General features: G+C 68.4%; 15 protein-coding genes, 4 tRNA genes and 1 pseudogene. 10 read left to right on the forward strand and 10 right to left on the reverse strand.

From position 1 onward, the window contains the following. Window positions 1–5: 5 nt before the first annotated feature. The 6 genes from D7X99_RS35265 to nfi all read right to left on the reverse strand — a co-directional run bounded on the left by D7X99_RS35265 (window position 6) and on the right by nfi (window position 4,731). Window positions 6–161, reverse strand: a complete 156-nt coding sequence (locus D7X99_RS35265; protein ID WP_199756409.1) for a hypothetical protein — start codon at window positions 159–161, stop codon at window positions 6–8. 12 nt (window positions 162–173) lie between these two features. Then, window positions 174–431, reverse strand: a complete 258-nt coding sequence (locus D7X99_RS35270) for an acyl-CoA-binding protein (protein WP_121781607.1) — start codon at window positions 429–431, stop codon at window positions 174–176. A gap of 45 nt (window positions 432–476) precedes the next feature. Next, window positions 477–992 (reverse strand): DUF2267 domain-containing protein, encoded by a 516-nt coding sequence (locus tag D7X99_RS35275; RefSeq protein WP_120595906.1) that lies wholly within the window; start codon window positions 990–992, stop codon window positions 477–479. Between the two features lie 102 nt (window positions 993–1,094). Then, on the reverse strand, window positions 1,095–3,443 hold the full coding sequence (locus D7X99_RS35280; protein WP_121781608.1) for a GMC family oxidoreductase N-terminal domain-containing protein: 2,349 nt from the start codon (window positions 3,441–3,443) through the stop codon (window positions 1,095–1,097). 359 nt (window positions 3,444–3,802) lie between these two features. Further along, on the reverse strand, window positions 3,803–4,018 hold the full coding sequence (locus D7X99_RS35285) for a DUF2905 domain-containing protein (RefSeq protein ID WP_121781609.1): 216 nt from the start codon (window positions 4,016–4,018) through the stop codon (window positions 3,803–3,805). Next, window positions 4,015–4,731, reverse strand: coding sequence for a deoxyribonuclease V (gene nfi / locus D7X99_RS35290; protein ID WP_121781610.1), 717 nt, complete (start codon window positions 4,729–4,731; stop codon window positions 4,015–4,017). Before nfi ends, D7X99_RS35285 begins: the two co-directional genes overlap by 4 nt. 181 nt (window positions 4,732–4,912) lie before the next feature. Between nfi and D7X99_RS35295 the strand changes: the two genes are divergently transcribed. Next, the gene (locus D7X99_RS35295; RefSeq protein WP_014394344.1) at window positions 4,913–5,161 is read left to right on the forward strand and encodes a hypothetical protein; all 249 of its coding nucleotides are present in this window, start codon (window positions 4,913–4,915) and stop codon (window positions 5,159–5,161) included. A gap of 11 nt (window positions 5,162–5,172) precedes the next feature. Beyond that, on the forward strand, window positions 5,173–5,757 hold the full coding sequence (locus tag D7X99_RS35300) for a ThiF family adenylyltransferase (protein WP_120595912.1): 585 nt from the start codon (window positions 5,173–5,175) through the stop codon (window positions 5,755–5,757). Between the two features lie 10 nt (window positions 5,758–5,767). Here D7X99_RS35300 and D7X99_RS35305 read toward each other — a convergent pair whose 3' ends face one another. Next, window positions 5,768–6,919: an LOG family protein gene (locus tag D7X99_RS35305; RefSeq protein ID WP_121781611.1), complete on the reverse strand. Its 1,152-nt coding sequence runs from the start codon at window positions 6,917–6,919 to the stop codon at window positions 5,768–5,770. A gap of 296 nt (window positions 6,920–7,215) precedes the next feature. Here D7X99_RS35305 and D7X99_RS35310 point away from each other — a divergent pair. The 3 genes from D7X99_RS35310 to D7X99_RS35320 all read left to right on the forward strand — a co-directional run bounded on the left by D7X99_RS35310 (window position 7,216) and on the right by D7X99_RS35320 (window position 10,401). After that, window positions 7,216–7,291: transfer RNA gene (locus D7X99_RS35310), tRNA-Pro, on the forward strand. Between the two features lie 27 nt (window positions 7,292–7,318). Beyond that, window positions 7,319–7,393 (forward strand) — tRNA-Leu (locus D7X99_RS35315). Between the two features lie 935 nt (window positions 7,394–8,328). Then, window positions 8,329–10,401: a hypothetical protein gene (locus D7X99_RS35320; protein WP_120577553.1), complete on the forward strand. Its 2,073-nt coding sequence runs from the start codon at window positions 8,329–8,331 to the stop codon at window positions 10,399–10,401. A gap of 118 nt (window positions 10,402–10,519) precedes the next feature. Here the strand turns inward: D7X99_RS35320 and D7X99_RS35325 are convergent, their stop codons facing one another. After that, on the reverse strand, window positions 10,520–11,245 hold the full coding sequence (locus tag D7X99_RS35325) for a serine hydrolase (protein WP_233605077.1): 726 nt from the start codon (window positions 11,243–11,245) through the stop codon (window positions 10,520–10,522). Between the two features lie 136 nt (window positions 11,246–11,381). Here D7X99_RS35325 and D7X99_RS35330 point away from each other — a divergent pair. Then, a pseudogene (locus D7X99_RS35330) lies at window positions 11,382–12,238 on the forward strand (protein kinase); the annotation flags it as partial. 256 nt (window positions 12,239–12,494) lie between these two features. Here D7X99_RS35330 and D7X99_RS35335 read toward each other — a convergent pair. Further along, on the reverse strand, window positions 12,495–13,178 hold the full coding sequence (locus D7X99_RS35335; RefSeq protein ID WP_121781612.1) for an SdpI family protein: 684 nt from the start codon (window positions 13,176–13,178) through the stop codon (window positions 12,495–12,497). After that, on the reverse strand, window positions 13,175–13,462 hold the full coding sequence (locus tag D7X99_RS35340) for an autorepressor SdpR family transcription factor (protein ID WP_014394337.1): 288 nt from the start codon (window positions 13,460–13,462) through the stop codon (window positions 13,175–13,177). Before D7X99_RS35340 ends, D7X99_RS35335 begins: the two co-directional genes overlap by 4 nt. A 511-nt stretch (window positions 13,463–13,973) precedes the next feature. Between D7X99_RS35340 and D7X99_RS35345 the strand changes: the two genes are divergently transcribed. The 4 genes from D7X99_RS35345 to D7X99_RS35360 all read left to right on the forward strand — a co-directional run bounded on the left by D7X99_RS35345 (window position 13,974) and on the right by D7X99_RS35360 (window position 22,753). Next, a tRNA-Pro gene (locus D7X99_RS35345) sits at window positions 13,974–14,049 on the forward strand. 27 nt (window positions 14,050–14,076) lie between these two features. Then, a tRNA-Leu gene (locus tag D7X99_RS35350) sits at window positions 14,077–14,151 on the forward strand. Window positions 14,152–14,271: 120 nt separating this feature from the next. After that, the gene (locus tag D7X99_RS35355) at window positions 14,272–21,420 is read left to right on the forward strand and encodes an RHS repeat-associated core domain-containing protein (RefSeq protein ID WP_147476361.1); all 7,149 of its coding nucleotides are present in this window, start codon (window positions 14,272–14,274) and stop codon (window positions 21,418–21,420) included. An 85-nt stretch (window positions 21,421–21,505) separates the two neighbouring features. Beyond that, window positions 21,506–22,753 carry a hypothetical protein gene (locus D7X99_RS35360; RefSeq protein ID WP_147476362.1) on the forward strand — a complete coding sequence of 416 codons (1,248 nt, stop codon included), beginning with the start codon at window positions 21,506–21,508 and terminating at the stop codon, window positions 22,751–22,753. Window positions 22,754–22,777: the final 24 nt, after the last annotated feature.

Raw genomic sequence — 22,777 nt, forward strand, 5'->3', positions numbered from 1 at the left:
GAGATTCATGAGTCTCTTGGGGGCTGGGAGGTGTGTATAAGAGACAGGCCCCTGCTCGCCGTCACGTCGCGAACCAGCCGGCGGTACAGGTAGACGTGCGCCAGCGCGAGCAGCGTGGTGACCGGCACGAGGAACAACGCCATCCGGAGCCAGTGGGGCATGAAGGACCGTGTCTACCCGCGCAGGAGCTTGTCCACGAGCGCTACGTACTGCTGCTTCGCGGCGTCCTTCGCCAGCCCCTTGCGGCCGGCCCACGCGTCGTATTTCGCGCGCCCCTTGATATCGAGCATGCCGGGGCGCTTGCCCTGCACGTCGCCTTCCGTGCCCTGCTTGAAGAGGGAGTACAGCTCCAGCAGCGTATCGTTCGAGGGGGCCTTGGACAGCGTCTTCACCCGGCTCTGGGCGGCGCTGAAGTCATCATCGAGGGCCATGCGCGGTCTCCGGCAAGCGTGTGCCGGAGACCTTAACAGCCGGCCTCACATCGTCGGCAGCCAAAGGTGGCGGATGTCCTCGGGCAGTTGGGCGCTCACGTCCTCCGCCTCGCCTTCGCTGATTTGATGACGGACGGCGTCCATCACCGCGCGCACCACGGGCTCCACGGCGTCCGGATTCAAGGCCAGGTCCTCGCCCACCAGCTTCAGCAGCTCGTCGCGGCCGAACTTCGACGGGCGGGGGTCTGCGTCGTGGCGCTCGCAGCGGTGCAGCATCTCCGTGAGCCTGCGCGGCAGCTGTGCTTCGAGGTCGAGGGACTCCTCCGCCTGGATGCGTTGCTCCAGGCCGCAGAGCACGGAGACGGCCGCCTGCTGGGCGACACTCGGGGACATGCCGCCCCGGTCGCAGAGGTGGTCGATGAAGCGGGCATACGTCTGACTGGCCCGCATCGCACTGCGCCGCGCACGCCGCTCCTCGATGGACAGCTCGCGCCGCTCCTCCGCGTGCTCCTCGTCCTGGGGTGCGCCGGAGCGGCGCTGCGGATCACGGTCTTCAGCCATGGGGGTCCTCCCTGTCGGTCCCGGTGGGTAACAGGGTGCCCATGCCAGCCCCGGAGGGCACGTCATCGCGGACTGGTGCACTGTCCGCCGGCTGCCTGACTGCTAGGCGGCCACGCGCCGGACGTAGGTGTCCCAGAGGGCGCCGAAGAAGAAGCCGCCGAAGCGGGCCAGGGCCTCCGCCCGCTGCACGCTGTCCCGGGCGTTGAGCACGCGCAGGGTGGTGAGCTGGCGCGCGAACTCCTCCGCCGACAGCCGCAGGAAGCCCCGGCCCATGCACGGTGCCTCCGGGCCATCCCCGCGGTGCAGGGACACGAACAGCGTCGTGGTGTCCTTCCACAGGTCCAGGCCCGGGTCGTCGTAGAGGTCCTTGTAGCCCTCCAGGTAGTACGCCTCGCCGGCCTCGCTGAGCAGGTGCAGCAGGTACTCCATCCGCTGGCCGCCCGGCCGAGCGTGCTCGCGGGTCATCAGGCGCAGCTCGCCGCGCGTCACCACCAGCGGGCGGGACGACAGCACCGGCGCCGTCACCGTGCCCATCAACTTCAAGGGGTGGCGCTCGTCGCGCAGCGTCGCGTTCAGGTCCTCGGCCGTCACGGTGAGCACGAAGCGCAGGGGCGTGGCGTCGTCGCGCTCCGGGTCACCGGCCTCCAGGTGCGGGGCCTTCACGTCGCCGGACAGGAAGCCGTGCATCGTCTCCGTGAAGCGCACGCCCACGGGCCCGGGGGCCTGGGGCGCCGAGGCCTCCGGCAGCGGCGCGTAGTCGATGGTCCACCCGTGGCGCCGGGCCATCAGGGCGCAGGCGCGCTCGGCGACGGCGGAGATGGTGAGCAGGGGGTTGATGCCCAGCGAGCGAGGCACCACGGAGCCGTCGGACACGTACAGCCCCTCGTGCACCGCGTGGCCGGAGGCACCGGAGAAGATGCGCCCCTCGTGGTCCACCACGCCGTCCTCCGCCCGTTCGGCCATGACACAGCCGCCCAGCGGATGCGTGCACAGGAGTTCCTTGCCGAAGGCCTCGGACCAGAGCGGATAGCGCACGAAGGTGCCGCCCAGCGCGGCGGTGGCGCGGCGCAGGCGCTCCTCGATGCGGGTGAGCTGCGGGTCGCGTCCGGCGTCCGGCCAGTGCAGGCGCACGCGGTCATGCTCCAACCGCAGCTCGCCCTTGCCTTCGTCGTGCGACATCACCATCAGCGTCTGCGTGTGCTCCACCGCGCCGTGGTCCGGCCCGCGCACGAAGCTGTCCGCCTGGCGCAGCCGCTCCTGGACCCAGTCCAGGATGCCTTCGTCGGTGTCCTCGCCCACCAGCGCCGCGGCCCCCGCGAGCGCCGCGGGCATCAGCGACGCGAGCGCGCCGGGGATGACGCCCTCCTCGATGATCATCCCCTCGTCCAGGCTGGCGGTGTCGCGCTGGTCGATGACGCCCGCGATGCAGGGGCCGACAGGGTCGCGCGTCTCGTGGTCCTGCTCGCCGTGGCCCACGCCGTGGACGGGCATGTCCAGGTTGTAGCCGAAGGCCAGTACGTCGCCGTTGCTGCTGAAGCGGTGGCCCAGCTTCGAGGACACAGGAAGGCCGAGCTCGCGCGAGCGCAACAGGATTTCCGCCGTGCCCATGGTGCCGGCGGCCAGGACGACGCGGTCCGCGGTGAGCCAGGCGTCGGGCGCGTCGAAGCGCTCGCGGCCGGTGTTCTGGGGGCGGTAGTAGACGCGCCACTTCGTGCCGTCCGGCACCACCGCGCGCACCGACACCTCGGTGAAGATTCGAGCCCCGTGCGCGTGCGCGTCCGGCAGGTAGTTCATCAGCACGGTGTTCTTCGCGCCGGTGTTGCAGCCCGTGGCGCAGTCACCGCACAGCGAGCACCCCGGCTGCCGCACGCCCGCGGCGTTGACGCCCGCCTCGAACGTCACCGCCACTGGAGGCCGCGTCAGCCGTCCGCCCAGCTTCTCCGCGGAGATGCCGAACGTCTTGAGCTTCTGCAGCGGCGGGTGGTCCTCCGGGTACGGCAGGGGCCGCAGCATCAACTCCGCGTGCGCGAAGCCGTCCTCCAGCAGGCCGTGCACGTCGGCGCGCAGGGCCTGGGGCCAGCGAGGGTCCTCGAACACGCGAGGGTCGGGCCGCATCGTCACGCCGGCGTTGATGAGCGACGTGCCGCCCAGGCCGCAGCCGTCGATGACGGACACGTCACCGTTGCGGTGGACCTCGATGAGGCCGGTGGGGCTGCCCACGTCCAGGTCTCCCTGGCCCGGGGCGCAGTGGAGCTGGAACTCGGCCACCGCCTGCGCGGGCGTGCGAGGCATCTCCCCCGGGTGCATCTCCCGGCCGCGCTCCAGCACGCACACCTGTTGCCCCGCGCGCGACAGCCGGCTGGCGGTGATGCCTCCGCCATAGCCCGACCCAACGACGACCACGGGGTAGTGGGATGCCAGCTCACTCCACGGGGATGACAGCCTGCGCATGCTCACCTCTGGCGGCCTGACGCGCCGCCTTTTCCAGATGCCGCCTTTTATTCCCCACCGCTGACGTCAGGGACGGCGGGCCGCATGCTGCGCGGTTCAACGGCGAGGATCCACTCCGCGTCCGTCCCGGGCCCCTGCCTTCCCGCCCGGACAGCGGGCGGACAACCGGGCAGGTCGCTTCTGCCGGTCAGACGCGAAGGGCGCGCATTCTTGAGAGGAAATCCGCCGGAGCCCCCGCCCGCCCGACAGACTCAAAACCTGTCCGACTGTCGGACAAGTTCGTCCGGCGCGCCGCCGACAGGGAGCCTCGAAAGGGTTCTCGCCTTCTCAACCGGTGGACAGACTTCCGGTCCGAAGGCCTAGAAGAAGCGGCGCACCACCCAGGCGCCCAGGCTGAGCAGCACGGAGATGAGGAGCATGGAGGCCAGCGGCGCGTAGACGCGCGTGTTGCCGCTCTCCACTCGGATGTCGCCCGGCAGCCGGCCGAACCAGGAGAAGGCGCCGGCCCACACCAGCAGGCCCACGACGGCGAGCCCCAGGCCCGCCACCACCAGCATCAACCCCTCGGACTTCATCCGGGACTCCCCTCCTCCAACTCCGCGGCCTCGCCCCCCGCGCGGCGGAAGGCGTTCACCAACCGGTGCGCGTGACGCGTCGTCTCCGGCTCGCGGTAGCGAGGGCTGGCCTTCAACACCCACTCCACTGCGGTGTCCAGGTCCATGAGGTGGCCGGGGGAGACGTACACGGGGCTGACGCCCGTGCGAGTGCGGACCGCCATGCCCACCACCTCGCCCTTGTGGGTGATGGGGGACGTGGCGCCCCGCCGCTCCGCGAGCTTCCCGGGCGTGCCCACCAACAGCGACTTGGCGCAGCCGATGGAGGGGATGTCGAACAGCAGCCCTCCGTGACAGGCGATGCCCAGCCGTCGCGGGTGGGCGGTGCCCTGGCCATCGAAGACGAGCACGTCCGGGCGGACGGTGAGCCGCTCCCAGACGGCGGCCAGCACCGGCAGCTCGCGGAAGGACAGCAGGCCGGGGACGTAGGGGAACGTCAGCGGCGCCGTGGCCACCGCGCGGGCCACCGGATGAAGCGTCTGTGCGTCGAGCACCACCATGCCGCCATAGCCCGTGTCGTTGCCCTTCTCCGTGGAGATGTCCGCGCCCGCCAGGCGGGTGATGCGCAGACCCGGAGGTGGTTCGAGGATGAGCTGCTCACGCAGGCGCTTCTGCAGCGCCACGGCCTCCGTGGGCGCGCCGGTCCAGGGGTGCGGTGCTCGCGGTGACTCCATGCGTCTCCTCCCGTGAGCCCAACACTGTGCATCCTCCGGCCGGAAGGTGACGGCCGCTCCCCTCCCCCACGTCCAGGAGGCGACGGAGGCCGGAGCATGGCTGCTCGCGCGGCCGGGTTGTCAGGATGCACCTGGGGGCGCCGTCCCGGGCCAGGGTTCCCTTCCCTGGAGGCACGCGACCATGGCGACGCTCAACATCACCTATGACGGACACTCGGCGGACGTGCCGGTGGAGCTGGAGCGGCACATCAGCGACGCGGACGTGCGCCGCATCGCGGTGGAGCTGGTGCGCTCGGGCGGAGTGCCGGGCCTGCACCGCTTCCAGCTGGGGGACGAAGCCTTCCAGCACTACGTCGTGGACCGCTTCCGGGGCGCGCACGGCGAGGAGCGCATCTACCTGCGTCCGAAGGTGCCCTTCGGGGCGTGCTGAGGACGGCCACCATGCGCATCGTCTTCTGTGGCGTGGGGGCCATCGGGTCCGCTGCGGCGCTGCTGTGCCGCAACCTGGACGCGACGCGGGTGTTCATCGACTTCGACCGCGTGGAGTCGAAGAACCTGCTGTCGCAGGCCTACGTGAAGCCGTCCGTCGGAAAGAACAAGGCGGAGGCGCTGAAGCTCCAACTGCACAACCTGCACGGCGTGAAGGCGGAGTCCTTCGGCGTGCGCCTCACGCGCGACAACGTGGAGGCGCTGTGCAAGGGCGCGGACCTGCTGGTGGACGCCTTCGACAACCAGGACAGCCGCCAGTTGCTCAGCGACCACGCCCGGAAGACGGGCACGCCGTTGGTGCACGGCGCGGTGTCCGCGGACGGCACGTTCGGACTGGTGCGCTGGGATGAACGCTTCACGCCCGACGCCGAGGACACGCAAGGCCAGGCCACCTGCGAGGGCGGCGAGCACCTGCCCCTGCTGGGCCTGCTGGCCGCGACGCTCGCGCGGGCGGTGCAGGACTTCCTCAAGCACGGCGTGAAGCGGGACGCGTTCGTGAACCTGAACGCCGTCACCCCGGTCGCGGGTCAGGGCTGAGCCGTCACGGTCAGCCCGCCCGCGCCAGGGCCTCGCGCTCCTCGTCGAAGCGCACGAGCGCCTGGACGATGTCCTCCTTCGAGTCCGTGAGGAGCAGGTGGCGCGCGTACTCCTGCCCCTGGGCCAGGTGCTCCAGCAGTGGGTACACGGGCCGCGTCTGGGTCCAGAACTCGCGGCCCAGGAACAGCATGGGGCTGATGACGCCCACGGTGTTGTAGTGGTTCTGGCAGGCGTCCTGGAAGATCTCCTGCACCGTGCCCGCGCTGCCGGGGGAGTAGACGACGCCACCCCGGGCGATGGTGAGCAGGCCCTCCTCGCGCACGCTGTTGGCGAAGTACTTCGCGACGCGCGTGGCGAAGGGGTTGGGCGGCTCGTGGCCGTAGAGCCAGGTGGGGATGCCCAGGCTGTCGCCCATCGCCGCTGCGTCGAGCAGGGGCCACATGGCGCGCACCTCGAAGGCACGCGCGAGCCAGTCCCGGTCCTTGTAGGACGGAGCGCGCGCCAGCACCGCGAGCGCCGCGTCCAGGTCCTCATCCGGCCGCGCGGCGAACCACGCGCCCAGGTGCGTGGCCTCCATGGCGCCCGGGCCGCCGCCGCTCACCAGGAAGAAGCCCAGGCGCGCCAGCGAACGGGCCAGCTCCGCCACGGAGCGGTAGGCCTCCTGGCCGCGCAGCATGGAATGGCCACCCATGATGGCCACCACCCGGCGGGGCTTGCCCTGATCCATCAGCGCCTCCTCCAGCGCGTCGCTGATGGCGTGGTCGTGAAGCCGCTGCGCCAGGGTCTCCAGGATGGAGGGAGGGTGCGCCCCACCGCGCGAGTTCCAGTGCGCGTAGATGCGCGCATCCAGCGTGTCCGCGTAGGTGTCCGGGCGGGTCGGGTCGAAGCCCGCGTACAGCTCCTCCGGCGTGTAGAGGCTGCCGCGGTACGGGCAGTAGGGCAGCCCGGTGAACGGCGGGAAGACCATGGCGCCCCGGGCAATGACCTGTTGCAGGGTCGCGGGCTCCAGGAGACAGCCCAGGAAGACGGTGCCGGTGAGGTCCGCCTTCAACAGCGCGTCGCTCCAGGCGCGAAGGTCCAGCCCCTGGAGGATGACGTTGGCGAGGCTCCGGCCGTCGCGAAGGTGCTGCTCGAAGGCAGCCAGGGTCTCGAGTTCCGTCATGGGTGTCTCCGCGAGGTGCGTGTCAGGGACGGCATTATCGCCCCGTCATTTCCTCCCAGAAAGGAGGGATGCCCATTGCAGATCCGAAACACGCTGGACCCGAAGCGCCCCGCCACGAAGGTGACCTCTCTGGAGAACCTGGAGCTGGCCACCGCATCCTTCCGTGGCAGTGCGCCCGGGACCTGACGCTCGCACCCGCCACCCGGTGACCCGGGAGGCGTGACGAGGGCCGGGTTCCCGAAGGGGGACCCGGCCCTTGTCGCGTCCGGATCCTCCCTCAAGGTTTCTCCCAACATCGGGATGTAGCTCAGCCTGGTTGAGAGCGTGCGCCTCGGGCGCGCAAGGTCGCTGGTTCGAATCCAGTCATCCCGACTTCAAACACAATCAAGGACACACCCCGCCGGGGTAGCCCAACCTGGTAGAGGCGCCGCGCTCAGAACGCGGAGGTTGCGGGTTCGAATCCCGCCTTCGGCACATCGTCAGGCTTGGCAATCCCAACGGGTTGCCAGGCCTTTTCTCATTCCGTCAACGAGTGAAGGTTTCCGACAGGGGATGACAGTCCTCCATGCTCTCTTCGGTGGGTACGACCGGGCTCTGCACACCACACCGAAGTGCAGTCAGGAGGCGAGCAATGGGCAACCGCTGGTGGGTGGTGCTGTGGCTGGAAGTCATTTCCATGCGAGGAGCCGCCACGGCTTCGCCCCACTCCGAGCCATCAGCCCCCAAGGAGCCGCCCCGCGCTTGGTCTTCACTTGTCTCCACAGCTCCGCACGCGCACTCGGCGTGAGCCCCCTCCTCTTCGCTACTTGCATACCGACAACCTCTCAACCGGGGGAACCCAGGGGGTTGCATTCACCGGTTGAGTGTGCCGCCTGTTCCCAGGTCTTGGGCGTCCTGACGAACAAGCAGTCATGTCCTCCGCAGGTGATTCCCTGGGGCACCACACCCAGCGCCTCGATGGCCGCCTTGTCCTTGGAGCCAGCGGTGTCCTCCGGGCCGCATCCCCCCACGGCCACGGCGACCAGCGAAACAAACAACAGCGAGCGCCTGAAAACAGGATGCTCAGGCATGGGCTCCCCCCGCAGGCCCATCGAACCAGCCAGGAAATCAGGTTTCAACCAGCATGACTGGGAAGATTGCTTATTCAATCTGACAGCACTTCAGGTCCTCCGGGAGACGAACGGGCAAACATTCACCACCGGGGATTGTCGTCGTCCGTATCGTCCCCCATCCCCGGAGTCCGGGGATGCGCGTGGTGCCCCTGTTGTCAATGACGCCCGACGTCGGGAGCGCCTCACGAAACGTAAAAAAGCTCCTCGCGCGCTGACGGAGCGGGGAGGCACGAAGGGCACCGTGTGGAGCCTCCCGGTGTCTTGACACCTCGGGAGCGCACCGGGTTTCTTCGTCCCATGCCCGTCACGCTCAAGAACCTCGCAGGCACGACCACGCTCACCAACGACTCGGTGGACAAGTGGCTCGGCAACGCTGGCTACCCGGTTCCGGAGCATCTCGACGCGAAGTGCATCGAACAGTTCTTGAGTTCGCGGAACAAGACCTACGGCTTCCTCCAGCAGCAGACGTTCTTGTCGGACATCGAAGGCTTCTATCAAGCCCGCCGGGGCATCAAGATCGCCCTGAAGAACCTGGATGGCTATGAGGCCAGCCTCGCGAATCACCGCGTGACGGACACGCTGGTGCTCCAGGTGCTCGACTACAAGTCCGGCAAGAAGCCGTCGGATGAAGTGATGGACTTCGTACGACAGCAGATTTCTGAGGTCCTGCGGGAGGAATGGACATACGTCAGGGAGTGCCGCGAGTCCCTGGAGGAGCAGTGGCGATGGCACCACACGGGCTCCGTGGACAAGGGCGCGCTCTCCCCCGTGGCCGTGAACAGGATCCTCAAACAGTTCTCCGACCAGACCACCGCCTACAAGGAACAGGTCCAGAAGGCCCAGGAGCAGGCCAAGAAGCCGAAGGGCAAGGGCGCCTCCGGTGGGGGACAAGCCGAGCCGCCGCCCGTGATGCCGAAGCCCCCGACGGAGAAGGACCGCGCCAAGTACGCCTACTACGATCCCATTCGCAACAGGCTCATGAGCCTGGGGTTCGTCGTTTCGCCGCCAGGCACCGCGCTCGGCGCGGTGTTCCCAGAGAAGGACTGGATCAAGGGCGTCGCGGGGGTTCGCTTCAATCAGGAGGTGAAGGCCTACACGGATGCGCTCGCCGCGCGCTACCACCTGATTGGCGACGACGAGACGTCACTGACACGTCTGCTGATGGCCCGGCATCCGCAATGGGCGGCCATGAAGGAGATGAAGTCCGCCTTCGTGTCCGCGGTGGGCTGCCTTTGCGTGTCCTGGACCCGGCACACGGTTGCGGGCAGGACCGTGCATGTTCCCATCCTGGGACTCTCCGGTGTCGTCCAGGAGGAGCCTGGCCCTTCCTACTTCCAGAAGTATTGCCGACACCTGGGTCTTCCCAACTGGCAGCCCGACCCCAGCATCCCCGCGTACGGGGAGACCTCTCTGGTGGCGGAGAAGTTCAAGACCGCGCAAGCGCTCATGAAGCGAGAGGAGGAAAGACTCAAGAAGCTCGTGCCCCAAAAAGCCCCGAAGGAAGCCCCGGAGGTCCAGGCGCTGCAGAGGCACCGGGCAAGCTGGAAGGTCACTTCGGAGAAGCTCGAGCAGGAGAAGGCGGAGTTCCAGCAGCGCAAGAGCACAAGCGAGCTCGCGAACGAGCTGAACGTCAATTACGAGACGATGATCGAACGGACGAATCTCGTGGCGTTGGGTTATCGCGCGCGAACCCTGCTGCGGCTCCGAACGCCCGCGCGGCAGGCCCTGTTCAGCTACGTCTCGTTCCGCCAGGACAAGTCCCATGACGACCTGTCGGTCAAGACGCTCCAGGACGTCAAGCTGGGCGTGGACCTGTGGGTCTGCGGTTGGCACTCACTGAACTGCGCTGAACCGGCGGCGCTCATGACCGCCTCGTCGTACTTCGCGGAGGGCTGCGATGTGCTCGTCTGTTTCCCCTATGAGGGATTGAATGACGCGGGCACCGGGCGCAACCGCCCGAAGGAGACCTGCCCCTGGTGTGCCGCCGTGGAGCTTGGCTTCCGAAGCCTCAGCGAGAACAAGGGGAAGGTCCCCACGGGCCTCAGCACGGGAGCGTGGCTGACGCAGCTCACGCTGACGCTCCAGGATGAACCCGACGAGGTCCTGCCCGTAAACCGGGGCTTCGATGCCTTCCAGGACGACAACTCCATCATGACGGCGACGCGGATGACGCTCGCGGGAGACGACAAGGGGCTGGTGAAGAACAGCGACCTCGAGTCTCCCGCGTACAGCAGCGTGGTCATGACGAAGATTGGTCGCCTGCGCTCGATGTATCACCTGCTGGGACTGATTGATCGCGAAGTCGTGGCGCTGGATCGCCAGTTGTACCCGCACGCCGGATTCGGGGTGGTGTCCAAGTTCCTGAAGTAGGGGCCGCGTCAGGGAACGGCAGCAGGTGTGACTCCGAGCTTCCCAAGGACCTTCACGGCATTGGCGTTCCCGGCGTCCAGCGCGAGCGACTTCCTGTAGCTCTTGATGGCCGCTTCCTTCAGGCCCAGTTGGAGTTGGGCCTCGCCCAGGCCGCGGTGTCGACGCCCTTGAGCCGCATGAGCACATCCACCTGCGCGGACGGCATCTCGGGCTCGGGCTTGAACGCGCTCCAGGCATACTCCGCCGCCACGCTGGCGATGAGGCGGTCGAAGAGCAGGAAACCGTTATCGGAGTTGGCCATGACGACCACTCCGCTCCCCGTGTCACTGAAGGCCATGAACGCGGCCTGGAAGCCCTCGTCCGCGCCGCCGTGCCTGAAGCGTCCGGTGCCGGGCTCCACCTGGAAGCCCAGCCCGAACCGCTCCGACTGCTGCGTCAGCACCTGCTTCGTCATCGCCTGTGACAGCACGCGCCGGGACTTCCCTGCCTTCGCGCTGGACACCTCGAGGGCGACCCGCGCGAGGTCGGACGGCGTCGTCCACAGTCCGGCCGCGGCCATCTCCGGGTACACGTGCCAGCGCCCCGCCACGCTCTTCCCGCTGGCGTACGTCCCCGTGGCCGTCCTGGCGGCCAGGTCCGGAGGCAGCGGCTGCTCGTAGGAGCTGCGGGTCATGCCGAGCGGCGTCAGCACCGTCTCGCGCATGATTTGGGGGAACGGCTTCTGGAGCTGGTCCACCATCATCAACTGGACGATGGACGTGCCGCCGCCGCTGTAGCGTGTCTTCGTCCCGGGGACGAGGTCGACACGCACCGGGGCGGTGTTCGCGGGCGCCTCGCCCTCCAACAGTGACCTTCTGCTCCTTCGTGAAGTCGTTCTCAGGCAGCTTCCATGAGCGCAGCCTGTCGTTGATGTTCTCATCGAGCGACCCGTTGCCCGCTTCGACGAAGTGCAGCGCCGCGAGGGCCGCCACCGGCTTGCTAAGGTGCTGCTCCAGGCAGTGGGGCGCCCCACTGTTGAGGAGGGCTCTCGTGTCAAGCGCGCACGGGCGAAGCTCGAAGAGCAAGTACGGCTCGCGGCCTACCTTGATCACCCGAAGATCCTTCGCGTCCACGGGCCGCACAAAGGCGAAGGCGGTTGGTACGTCATCACCGACCATCCGTCGGGGAACAGCCTGAACGATGTGATTGCGGTCACATCTTCGTGGATTGGCGGGGCAGCGTGGAGGTCTCCGACTTCGGGCTCGCCCTTTCGGACCTGCCAAGCCGCGTGGCGTCCACCGTGCACCGCCCGCAGGGGGATGCGTTCTACTCCTCCCCGGAGACACTCTTGATGGGGCTCGCTGATGCGCGCTCGGACCTCTTCGCGCTCGGCAACGTCATGCTGGAGCTGGCGACAGGAAAGAACCTCCTCGACACTCCGGACAGCTTGACCCAGGAGGTGAAAGACGCACTGTCGGACAGGCAGCTCGCGGTCTGCCGTCGCGCCATCAAGCGAGCCCGGTCGGCAGGAAGCCCTCCTGCTGTCGAGGACGCAATCTGGCGCGCGGCGACCTACACGCAGGCGGACCTGGACGCGCTGGTTGCCCCACTGCCGCAGGCGATGCGCGTCATGCTGACCCGCCTCCTTCAACGGGCGCCCGCCAACCGCTACCAGTCTGCGCGCGAGTTCTTGCCGGACCTGTATTTCTGGCAGGGAGGAGAGAAGCTCTTTGGCCCCAAGGAAGCTGAAGCCGAGCTGAAGGGACTGATGCAGCAGACGGGCGAAGCGCTGGTCGAGCTGGGAATTCGCGCCCCGCGCGGCTCCACGACTCCCCAGGAGCAGATCAGCACGAACTAGAAGGTACTCAGGTGCCAGCCCTCACAGCCCGGAGGGCTGGCGCCATGTTGCACGTATGTCGCATGCCCCTGCGGAATTGCTTGGGATGGGGCGGGACGACAGGGCACGAGGCGGGATATCGAATCCGGGTCGCTCCGAGCGGTAGCGAGGTAAGGGCGCGATCCTGCTGGGAGTTTCGCACCGCCCGGCGCGGGTTCGAATCCCGCCTTCGGCACATCATCTTCCAAGGAGCATGGGCCTCCACATGGCCCCTCCTTCACGCAGAACGATGCGAGCCCGCATCGTCCGGCGGTCCGTGCCTGTCCTGCTCGATGCGGCGATAGAGGAAGTACGAGTAGAGCACGGGAATCACCACCGCGACGGTGACCGCCGCCAGCACGGGGACCGGACCGCCGCCGAGAAGCCCCGAGACGAGGACGATGACTCCCGCGAGGACGAAGAGCCTTCCTCCCAGGCGATGCGTGCGCAGCCAGACCTCGTCGCTCGCGAGCGTCCAGGGCGTCCGGATTCCACAGAAGAAGTTCTTCGTGAACTTCCCCATGTAATTGCCCAGGACCACGAGGACCAGACCCGCGGCCGCGGGAACCACGCGCGCCATCGGTACGGACACGCCAATGCCCCCGAGCAGGACCAGGGCGTTGAGCAGGAACAGGAACGCGACCAGCACCACCTGGATGCCCTCGAAGACGCCCTGGAATCGCTCCATGCGGTAACCCTTGGGCGAAATCCGCGGCACGGCCACCAGGACCAGGTACATGGCAGCCATCATCAGCGGCAGGACGAAGGGTCCCCAGGGCTTGGGCGTATACCCGTCCACCACTCCCTGGGCATTCCAATGCGTGGGCATCCACTCCGGCAACTGGCCGTAGAGCATGAAGGCCATCGCGAACGCCACGACGACGAATCCCAGACTCAGCACATTGGCTCTGCTGATTCTCATGACCGCTCTCCATTCCCCTTTTCGACCTTGAAGAGGTCAAGAAGGACTGCCGCTACGTCCTCGAACACGGTCGTATTGAGGGAGTAGACGATTTGCTGCCCACGGCGCTCGCAGCGCACCAGGTCCGCGGCTTTGAGCACGTTGAAGTGATGCGATAGCGACCCCTTCGTGATGTCGAACGCCTCAGCGAGCTCTCCCGCTGACTTCGAGCCGCCCTGCAGCAGCTTGAGCACCTTGCGCCGGGTCGGATCTGAAATTGCCTTGAAGACCTCCTGCGTTCGCATCACGACCTTTTGATATTTTGAATAACTTCAAAATATCGTTCCGGGAAGCCATGTCAAGTGGGGGGGCACGGGTCACCGGGCCTTGGGGGGCCTGGCGCCCAGCAGCCAGGCAACACCGGGGACGACATGGGCGACGACAGCTTCACGGGGAGGCTCCAGGAAATGCGCCGCCCGCTTGAACGGAAGTCCCCGCGTTGCCCCTCACCTTGCGCCAGGCCACGTCGTGGCCAGGGCCTGTCAGAAACGGGCTCATCGCCCCGTCATTCCACTCCAGAAAGGAGGGATGCCCATTGCTGACCCCCAATGAGCTGGACCCGAAGCGCCCCGCTACGAAGGTGACCTCTCTGGAGAACCTGGAGCTGGCCACCGCATCCTTCCGTGGCAGTGCGCCCGGGACCTGACGCTCGCACCCGCCACCCGGTGACCCGGGAGGCGTGACGGGGGCCGGGTTCCCGAAGGGGGACCCGGCCCTTGTCGCGTCCGGATCCTCCCTCAAGGTTTCCCCAGACATCGGGATGTAGCTCAGCCTGGTTGAGAGCGTGCGCCTCGGGCGCGCAAGGTCGCTGGTTCGAATCCAGTCATCCCGACTTCAAACACAATCAAGGACACACCCCGCCGGGGTAGCCCAACTTGGTAGAGGCGCCGCGCTCAGAACGCGGAGGTTGCGGGTTCGAATCCCGCCTTCGGCACATCATCAGGCCCGGCAATCCCCACGGGTTGCCGGGCTGTTTCATGAGCGCATATTCACTTTTCGTGAATTCCCTGGTATTGACACCTCCCAGAGGGGATAATCAATGCGGGAAATGACGATGCGCCCATGGCTGGGATTGGCCCTGGGTCTGCTGTTGGGGTTGTCTCCAGGCGTAGGCGTGGCGCAGCTGGCGCCCACTGGTGGCCACTATGGGGGCCGTGCTTCCGACACGGGCACCGCCCCCGGCGCCGTCAACGCGTCGGGCGGTTACTCGGCTTCCATTCCACTGGAGCTGCCGGCCTCGCGGGGCGGCATGCCTGTTCCCCTCTCCATCGGCTCCGGCACCCGGGGCGTGGGCGCCGTGGGCCTGGGCTGGGACATCCCGCTCTCGTACATCCGCCGGGACATGACGTTCGCCCACCGCAAGCCGCAGGTGGGCAGCAGCGTCCCCGCCGGACGGGAGCAGGTCACCCTCTTCCTCCAGGGCCAGGTGCTGGACCTGGTGCCCCGCCAGGTGTCCGCGGGGCCACCCCAGGTGGTGCACTGGGTGCCGCGCTACCACGGGGCGGACCTCCTCCTTCAGGAGCAGTCCGACACCTGGGTGATGAACGACGGCGACGGGCGGACCTGGACCTTCACCGAGCCTGCCGGGATGGCCGGCGGCGGATTGTGGCTGCTGACGTCCATCACCGGGCCGGACAACACCGCCGTCCAACTCACCTATGACGTCTCCACCATCGGCGTCCCGGGAGGTGGCTCGGGCTTCACGCTCGATCTGCGTCAGGTGCTCTACAACAAGCACCCGGCCGCCAACTGCTTCAAGAACGAGCTCACCCTCAACTACGGCGCCCCGGCCGCTTCTCCCCTGGCGCTCTCCCTGCTGGGTGACGTGGTGCTCACACGGCTGCGCACATTGAACACGCTGGACGTCTCCAGCCGCGCCACCTGCGGCAATTCCCCCCAGAGGCTGCGCACCTATGCCTTCGCGTATGGGACCGACGCGGACACGAAGCAGCCCCGCCTGGCCACCGTGACGATGCTGGGACGCCAGGGCACGCCGGAGCAGTCCGTCGCGCTGCCCGTCGCCTCCTTCACGTATGGCAGCGCCACCACCGGCGGCAAGCTCACCTACGCGAAGACGGCGTCCATCCCCATGCCCACCGGCACGGACGCCACGAAGCTCTCCAGCACGGGCCGCGACGCCACCTTCACTCCGCCCAATTCGGAGATCGGCTCCACCACCTGGCAGAGCCTCACCGACGTCACCGGCGATGGACTGCCCGACCTCGTCTACGCCAAGAGCGGCAAGCTCTGGGCCGCCCTCAACAAGCCCAACACGGCGGGCGCCACCACCCTGGGCACCGTCAACGCGCAGCTCCAGGACACCACCTTCACGGCCGGCCCCTTCGAATCCCGCAGCGCCACCGCGGTGCGCTTCCCCAACAGCGTCACCACCACCACCAAGGACCGCGTGTGGCGTCAGGCCCTGGACGTCAACGGCGACGGCCGCATCGACATGGTCGACGCGGCGGAGACCCCGGGCCGGTGGGTCATCTACCTCAACACGCCGGGCGCCGGCACCACGGGCGTGACATGGGTGCGCCGCTCGTACTCCGTCACCGCGGTGCGCGACCTGCTCATCAGCCTGGGCCACTCCCTGCCCGGCGGCTACCTGCCCCTCTCCAGCCGCTTCAGTGGCCGCGACTACGTGATGCGCCAGTGCTGGGTGTGGAACGACGTGACGCTCAAGTGGTCCCCCCACTCGGGCTCGAACTGCGGCTCCGTCCCCCTGGGCTCGGTGGCGTCCGCGGACCCGCAGAAGACGTACACCGAATGGGAGGTGACGGACGTCAACGGCGACGGCTTCCCGGACCTCGTCTTCAACTCCTCCCCCGCGGAGACCGTGGCGCCGGAGCCGGACTACTCGGGCAGCTTCGGCGGCCAGATTGTCTACGGCGACTTCGCCATCAAGGTGCGCCCCCGCCTGGACATCGCGAACCAGGTGCTGGCCGTCTACAACCTCCGGGGCCTGTTGTTCGACGAGGGCGTGAACGCCTTCTCCTCCGCCGTCCTGCTCAAGAAGAGCTCCTGCGGCGTCGGCCTGTGGACGACGGACAACGACTCGCAGCGCGTGTTCTGCGCCCTGACGGACGTCAACGGTGACGGACTGCTCGACCGCGTGGAGAGCGCCACCGTCTACCTGGGCACGGGCAGCGGCTTCTCCGACGCCACGCTGACCCTGCCCGCTCCTGGCTTCCTCTCCATCCAGGAGAACGCCCAGGAGCGCACCTGCGTCTGGCCGGATCCGGACCCTCCCGCCAGCACCCCCTTCACCTCCGCCATGACCCACGGGCTGCGCGACCTGACCGGCGACGGCATCCCGGACTACGTGGTGCGGGCCTCGCCCTGGACCGTGGCGGTGGGCACCGGCGCCGGCTTCGCCCCTCCCGTCACCATCGACGTGACAGGCTCCAGCTTCACGCTCTCCACCCAGACGGAGCGCTGCGACGGTCAGACGTCCCTCACGGTGGGCGGCCTGTACGACCTCAACGGCGACGGCAAGCCGGAGGTGGTCCGCCTCAACGGCACCAACCTGGACGTCTACGAACTGGCCGGTGGAACGCGTCCCGGCAAGCCCGAGGCCGGCCGCCTCATCCGCGTGGACAACGGCTACGGCGCGCTCACCACCGTGGGCTACCGCTCCGCCAAGGAGGACGGCACCACGAAGCACCAGGTCCCCTTCCCGGAGGTCGTCGTCTCCTCCGTGGTGACCGTGGGCGGCAAGGGCCTGGGCGGCACGCTGGCGGAGACGCGCTACGCCTACGGCGGCGCGGAGCTCGTCTACGACTCCTCACTCCAGACCTTCACCCTGCCCGGCTACCAGCGCTCGGTGGCCATGAACACCATCACCGTCCAGGGCAAGAGCGAGGGCTTCGCCACCATCACGGACACCTATCCGCTGCCCGCCTACGACAGCACGTCCAAGCTCACCCGCTTCGCGCGCCACCTCCAGGCGGGCCGGGCGCGCGACGTCACCACCGTCACCAGCTCCGGCCTGGACCCGTGGGCGCTGCTGGCCACCGACCTCCCCTCCTATGCCCGCCGCCTGAGGGCGACGCACACGGAGTGGGGCACGAAGCTCTTCGAGGAGCCCGCGCCCACCGGCTCCACCAACACGTCCCTGGACTGCCTGGAGATGTCCTTCCCGCTCGACTTCGCGGCTTCGATCCTCCAGACCTCCGGCTCCATCCCCTTCTACGACGCCTGCCGCGCGCGGGGCTTCCAGTACACGCGCGTCACCGACGCCTGGCGCGGCACCCCGCCGCCGTCCACCGCCAACGTGGCCACGAAGTCGGAGGTGACGAGCGTGGACGACTACGGCCGCGTCCTCAACGTCAAGCACTCCAACGACGTCTACCGCACGGACGACGACCTCTGCGAGGAGACGCTGTACGCCACGCCCACCAGCATGGCGATGGCCCCCCGGGTGCTCCACGCGCCCATGAGCCGGCGCTACTGGACGTGCGACAAGACGCCGTATGTGACGTACGCCTCCGAGTCCTGGACGTATGACGGCCTGGCATCCGGCAGCGTCTCCGTGGGCCACGCCACCACGCACCGCCGCGACCGGCGCGACGGCGCGGGGGCGGTGCTCGACACGGTGCTCGAATACACCGCCGGCTACAGCGCCGCGGGCAACCTCGCCTCCGTCCAGCGCGTGCGCGAGGACGGCGCCGTGCGCACCGTGAAGCTCTTCTACGACGAGTTCGGGCTGGGGCTGACGGAGCAGCGCGTGGAGGGCCAGGGCCTGCCGGCGCTCTCCACCACCTACACGCTCGATCCGGTCAGCACCGCGGCGACCACCCTGACCGAGGCCAACGGCACCCGCTACGACTTCGACGTGGACGGCTACGGGCGCCCGGTCCGCACCCTCGTGGAGCCCCCGGGCGGCATGCAGGGCGTGCTGTCCACCACGGGCTACCTGGGCTTCACCGGCGCGGATCCGCTCGGCCGCCGCGTGGTGGAGAAGGGCTTCAGCGAACCCGTCACGCCGGGCAACGAGGTCAGCGCCGCCGGCAACGTCCAGACCACGTTCCTGGACGAACTGGCCCGCCCGCGCCGCACCGAGGCCCCTCTGGGCAGCGACTACGGCACCGAGGTGATGATCACCGGCGCGCGCACCTACGACGACCTGGGACGCGTGGCGTTCGAGGCGTCCCCCTACCCCGCCTCCCAGAGCGCCGCCACCGCCTACGGCACCAGCTACTATTTCAACCAGGACGGCTCGCCCTCATGCTCCATCCGGGGCAACGGCCCGCAGGCGTACAGCACCACGCCGGACGCGGCCTCCGAGCGGCTGCCCACCTGCTACTCCCGCGCCTTCGTGGATCACCAGGAGAAGGTGTCCCTGCGCGACGCCGCCTCCTACTCCACCACGTCCTCCCAGCTGAACGTGGTGCGCACCGCCACGATGACGGGCGCGGGCCGCCTGCTGTCGCGCACGACGACCCAGTCCAGCACCACGCTGGAGCACACCGCCTTCAGCATGGACCGGCTGGGCCACCTGACGGGGATGACCCGCTACCTGGATCCGGTGAACCTCACCGGGCCGGTGACGTGGTCGTGGACCTATGACTCCTTCGGCCAGCAGCTGGCCTGGCAGGAGCCGGACACCGCCACGCGGACGGTGAAGTACAACAGCTGGGGCGAGCAGACAGAGGTCAACTGGACGGAGTCCGTCGCCACGCCCACGGGCGCGCGAGCCCAGGTCACGCAGTACGACGCCCTGGGCCGCGTCACCCACTCCGAGGACCGCATCCAGGGCGCGGCGGTGCCGGCCACCGCCTACGACTTCTTCTACGACGTGGGCTTCAGCCCCACGCCGCTCGTCACCCCGACGAACGTGCTGGGCCGCCTGTCGAGCACGAAGTCCTCCCTGGGCGAGGTCTTCTACAGCTACGACGCCTATGGACGCCCCAACGCGCACGTCTACACGGACGCAGGGGGCAAGGCCTACGTGGAGCAGACCACGCTGCGCGCCGACGGCGCCCTGGACACGCTCACGCGCTACCTGCCGGACACCGGCTACACGCCGGAGACGGTCTGGTACGCCTACGACACCGCCCAGCGCCCCACGTACATCAAGTACGAGGACCCCTCCGGCAGCAAAGAGCTCTACCTGGCCAAGTCCATCGACGCGTTCGGCCGGGTGCGCAAGGCCGTGTACGGCGGCGTGGCGGAGTTCCTGGGCGAATACGCGGACACGGGCCGCCGGCTGCCGCTCGGCACGACGGTCGCCACCAGTTCGGGCTCCCGCGCGTACTACCACACCCAGCGCGACCTGATGGGCCGGGAGACGGGCCGCTCGGAGGTCGTCAACGGCGCCACGACGTACGCGAAGACGAACCTCACCTACGACGTGCTCGGCCGGCTCGCGACCTCCAAGCGCTTCCAGGGGTCCACGTCCCTGGCGGACTGGAGCTACACCTACGACGCCCTGGGCAACGTCCTCACGCAGACCGACGCGCTGAGCACCGCCGACGCCGCCATGAGCTACTCCACGGTGGACCGCGACCGGCTCTGCCGCATCGGCTACGGCAACGGCGGCCTGGGTGGCACCGCCTGCAACGTCACCCATGACAGCCTGGGCAACGTGCGCGCCCAGCCCACGCGCGCGGGGACGCGAACGCTCGACTTCTACCCCTCGGGCGACGTGCGCAGCGTGAGCACGTCGAATGGCTCGGCCTCCTTCCGCTACGGGGCCCTGGGCGTCCTGCGGGAGGTGCTCCTGAACACCACCGGCAAGGACACCCGGCAGGAGTGGAGATACGGCGACCTGCTGGAGCTCAAGCAGCAGGCCATCGGCGGACAGAACCTCCAGGTCCTCACGCGCCACATCCCCGGGCCGGGCGGCGTCATCGCCACCCGGCGCGGGGCCAAGGACGAGTGGGTCTTCCCCTTCGAGGAGCTGCGCGGCGCGCGCTACGCCGTGGACCTCAAGGGGAAGTTCATCCAGGACGTGGACTACGCGCCCTTCGGCGATGCGAAGTCCACCGGCTCCCAGGGGACGCCGGGCGCGCTGCTCTACTCCAGCGACCAGTGGAACGGCGGCGAGTCGCTGGAGTCCCTGGGCGTGGTCCACGTGGGCGCGCGCCTCTACGATCCGGTCATCGGCCGCTTCCTCAGCCGCGACCCGCTCACCGTGCCGCGCACCGCGGCCACCACGAACCCCTACGGGTTCGCGATGAACGACCCGGTGAACCTGTCCGACCCATCGGGCATGGACCCCTCGTGCATCGGGCAGGAGTGCCAGGGGCCCGGGGGCGGCTTCCCGGGCCAACCCGGCGGGGGCGGCGGCCCCAGTCCCATCAACGACCCGAGTCTGTACTTCCCCAGCCAGGGCCCGTCCGGTGGCTTCGCTGACCCCGAGGCGTCCTTCCGCACCGTCGCCTCCGTCGCGTCCTTCACCCAGGCGCCCACGGGTCCCCAGACGATCCCGGGGCAGTTCCTGAAGATCTCCACCCAGCTTCTCACCGGCTACGAGATGGGCTCCGCGTTCGACTTCGACTCGCTCGCGGCGAAGGGGTTCACGGTCTCGGATGTGGCTGAGCGGATCATCAACACGCCGGAGGGCGCCGTGCAGGCGTCCGCCATGGAGAACGCGGTCTACGACCGCTGGTCGAGCTTCGGGCAGGGCTTTGGCGACGCGATCATCTTCTGGTGCCCGGGATGCACACAGCGGATGCGTCAGGACTGGGGAATCACCTCCGGCGGCGACCGCTACTCCTACGCGATGGGCTCCATCACCGGGATCGTCGTCTCCATCATGTTCCCGTCGCCGGCGAAGGCCCCGGTCACCCGCGCACCCAAGACGGACTACCAGCGGGTGCTCTACGAGGAGCTGCGCGAAGTCAACATGGTCCGGGGCAGGACGAACTGCTTCAACTGCGTCATCGCGGGGCACGCCACGCTCTCTGGTGCGCCCGCGAGCGCGCTCAGGGGCACGGTGACGTCGATGACGACGGCGGAGGCGTACTTCGGCCAGAAGTTCACCCAGTTGCTCAACAAGGGGGCGGTCATCCGCACCGTGGAGGGCTGGGAGTCGGGCGCCATCGGGGCCGTGGCCATCGGCAAGGGAGGAGAGACCGGCCACATCCTGCTGGTGCAGAACTTCAATGGCAGGGCCTACTTCACGGACCCCCAGGGGCTCAGCGTGCTCCCCAACCTCAGCGGCGTGAAGGAGTGGTTCCTGATGAAGCTCCCCTGAGGACTGGATGAGCAGCACGCCCTGCATGTCAGCCCTTTCCAGAATGATTCCCGGCGACACCCGCAGAATCCTCCTGGAGGGGCACATGTATCGATGGTTGCTGTTCGCGGCGCTCGCCGTCACCACGACGGCGGGCGCGAAGCCCAACACCCCGCTGTACGCCACCGGCGCAGGCCCAGGCGGTGGGCCGGCGGTGAAGACGTTCGACCCCAACTCCAACACCAACTGGGTGTCCTTCTACGCCTACGAATCGTCCATGAGCGTGGGCGTGGAGATGGCGACAGGCCGGGTGACGACGAACTGGCGCCCGGACGCCGTCACCGGCACCAGCGAGGGCGGAGGCCCCCTGGTCCGCGTGTTCGACGTCAACACGGGCAGCGTGCTGCGGGAGTTCTTCGCCTACGACTCGAACTTCCGGGGCGGCGTCTTCGTGACCACCGGCGACGTGGACGGCGACGGCTTCGATGAAATCATCACCGCGCCGGGGCGGGGCATGGGCCCGCTGGTCCGCGTGTGGAAGGCGGTGGGCACGCCCACGCTCATCAACGAGTTCTGGGCCTACGACCCCGGCTTCACCGGAGGCGTGCGGCTGGGCGCGGGCGATGTCACGCGTGACAACGTCTCGGAGATTGTCACCATCCCGGGCCCGGGCGGCGGTCCCCACGTGCGTGTCTTCAACCGCTGGGGCGGAGAGGTGTATGGCTACATGGCCCCGGTGCCCCGCAGGCCCTGGGACAATCAGTACTACACGAACGGCTACCGCGTGGCGGTGGGCAGCGACCCGTGGGGGACGCCGGAGCTCTATGTGTCCGGCAGCGAGTGGCGTTTCTTCACCCACTTCCAGCGCAGTGATGACTGCTCCATCCCGCCCATCTTCGTGACGCCCAACTTCGTGCGGAAGGCCTACTGGGTCCTGACGCCCTATGCGCATGTCATGCGCATTCCGGACGGCGCCACGCTGGCCCACTTCGGCACGGAGGCGCTCAACGCCGGCTTCCTGGGACAGGAGGTGTCCTACGCGGACTACAAGAACCTCTGCGAGCCCAACGGCGGCGTGTCCTGCAACGTCTTCCAATACCCGTACCCGTACGGCGGCAGCGATCCTGACTATTCGCCCCAGGTGGCCACGCTCCAGCAGCCCGGCGCCAGCCCGCGCCTGCTCACCGGCAGTCCCCAGCTGAAGCTGGGGAACGGGGTGGCGGGCTGCTACTACGACACGATGTTCCAGCCCGGCACCCTCAAGCTCTACGAGCGGTGGGGCGCGGCGCTCTGGTCGTTCCAGCCCTACGGCGCGTTCTACGGCGGCGTGAAGCCCGCCGCGAACAACGACTGACGTCCGCCGTCGGTCCAGGCGCGA

Source organism: Corallococcus sp. AB032C (assembly GCF_003668935.1).
GTDB lineage: Bacteria > Myxococcota > Myxococcia > Myxococcales > Myxococcaceae > Corallococcus > Corallococcus exiguus.

Excerpts from the sequence above, each read along its gene's own strand:
- D7X99_RS35285 (WP_121781609.1), bottom strand. The coding sequence starts at position 4,018 with ATGAAGTCCGAGGGGTTGATGCTGGTGGTGGCGGGCCTGGGGCTCGCC.
- nfi (WP_121781610.1), bottom strand. The coding sequence starts at position 4,731 with ATGGAGTCACCGCGAGCACCGCACCCCTGGACCGGCGCGCCCACGGAG.
- D7X99_RS35280 (WP_121781608.1), bottom strand. The coding sequence starts at position 3,443 with ATGCGCAGGCTGTCATCCCCGTGGAGTGAGCTGGCATCCCACTACCCC.
- D7X99_RS35265 (WP_199756409.1), bottom strand. The coding sequence starts at position 161 with ATGCCCCACTGGCTCCGGATGGCGTTGTTCCTCGTGCCGGTCACCACG.
- D7X99_RS35275 (WP_120595906.1), bottom strand. The coding sequence starts at position 992 with ATGGCTGAAGACCGTGATCCGCAGCGCCGCTCCGGCGCACCCCAGGAC.
- D7X99_RS35270 (WP_121781607.1), bottom strand. The coding sequence starts at position 431 with ATGGCCCTCGATGATGACTTCAGCGCCGCCCAGAGCCGGGTGAAGACG.
- D7X99_RS35355 (WP_147476361.1), top strand. The coding sequence starts at position 14,272 with ATGCGCCCATGGCTGGGATTGGCCCTGGGTCTGCTGTTGGGGTTGTCT.
- D7X99_RS35295 (WP_014394344.1), top strand. The coding sequence starts at position 4,913 with ATGGCGACGCTCAACATCACCTATGACGGACACTCGGCGGACGTGCCG.
- D7X99_RS35360 (WP_147476362.1), top strand. The coding sequence starts at position 21,506 with ATGTATCGATGGTTGCTGTTCGCGGCGCTCGCCGTCACCACGACGGCG.
- D7X99_RS35320 (WP_120577553.1), top strand. The coding sequence starts at position 8,329 with ATGCCCGTCACGCTCAAGAACCTCGCAGGCACGACCACGCTCACCAAC.
- D7X99_RS35340 (WP_014394337.1), bottom strand. The coding sequence starts at position 13,462 with ATGCGAACGCAGGAGGTCTTCAAGGCAATTTCAGATCCGACCCGGCGC.
- D7X99_RS35305 (WP_121781611.1), bottom strand. The coding sequence starts at position 6,919 with ATGACGGAACTCGAGACCCTGGCTGCCTTCGAGCAGCACCTTCGCGAC.
- D7X99_RS35300 (WP_120595912.1), top strand. The coding sequence starts at position 5,173 with ATGCGCATCGTCTTCTGTGGCGTGGGGGCCATCGGGTCCGCTGCGGCG.
- D7X99_RS35335 (WP_121781612.1), bottom strand. The coding sequence starts at position 13,178 with ATGAGAATCAGCAGAGCCAATGTGCTGAGTCTGGGATTCGTCGTCGTG.